The organism is Xanthobacter autotrophicus, assembly GCF_030015065.1.
GTDB lineage: Bacteria > Pseudomonadota > Alphaproteobacteria > Rhizobiales > Xanthobacteraceae > Xanthobacter > Xanthobacter autotrophicus_D.
On record NZ_JAIVFN010000278.1, the window covers coordinates 1 to 859 of the forward strand.

Genomic DNA, 859 nt, shown 5'->3' on the forward strand with positions numbered 1-859 from the left:
GTTGAGCCGCCCGGGCGGAGCCTTGGCTCCGCCCTTCTCATCGCTCGCACGAGACCAAGCCGGCCGCTCCAGGCGCCGGCCTTTTCGCATGTCGAAACCAAACCTCAGTCGATCGCGGAAGGAAAAGGAATGGGAGGAGAGCGCGCCGTGCGCGTCCCGTCCCGGAAGAAGGTCCTGCCGGGGCCGGCGGTCAGCGCAACGGCTTCGCCGTCCTCCACTTCGTTGCGGCCCGTCGCGCCTCGCCCCGCGGTCGGGCGCCTCCGGGTGCGCGGTCTCGCCTGTTCCCCCGGCTGCCGGACCCCGTGACGGGGCCGCGATCGGCGCGGCCTCCAGTGCGGAGGTTCAGGAACATGAGCAGGAAAGAGATTGGCGAGCGCGGTGACATCTACGCGCGGATCACTGAGCGGATCGTCGCTGACCTCGAAAAAGGCGTGCGACCGTGGATCCAGCCATGGAGCGCGGCGAATGCGACCGGCCGCATCACCCGCCCGTTGCGTCATACCGGAGAGCCATATTCCGGCATGAACGTGCTGCTGCTGTGGTCGGAGGCCATGGCGCGGGGCTTCGCCTCGCCGACCTGGATGACCTTCAAGCAGGCGAACGAACTCGGTGGCCATGTTCGCAAGGGCGAATCCGGCTCGATCGTCATCTACGCCAGTCGTTTCACGAAGACCGAAACGGACGCGCACGGCGGGGAGGTGGAGCGGGACATCCCGTTCCTGAAGACCTACAGCGTCTTCAACGTCGACCAGATCGAGGGTCTGCCGGCAAATTTCTATCTCCCGCCGCCGCCCGTTCTCGATCCGATGGCGCGGATCGAGCATGCCGATTGGTTCTTTGCGCATACCGGCGCCGTGAT

The 859-nt window shown here is 66.6% G+C and carries 1 protein-coding gene; it reads left to right on the top strand.

The window, feature by feature from the left end:
• Positions 1–350 precede the first annotated feature (350 nt).
• On the top strand, positions 351–859 hold a 509-nt coding region (locus K9U40_RS23080), incomplete at its 3' end, for an ArdC family protein (RefSeq protein WP_282892414.1).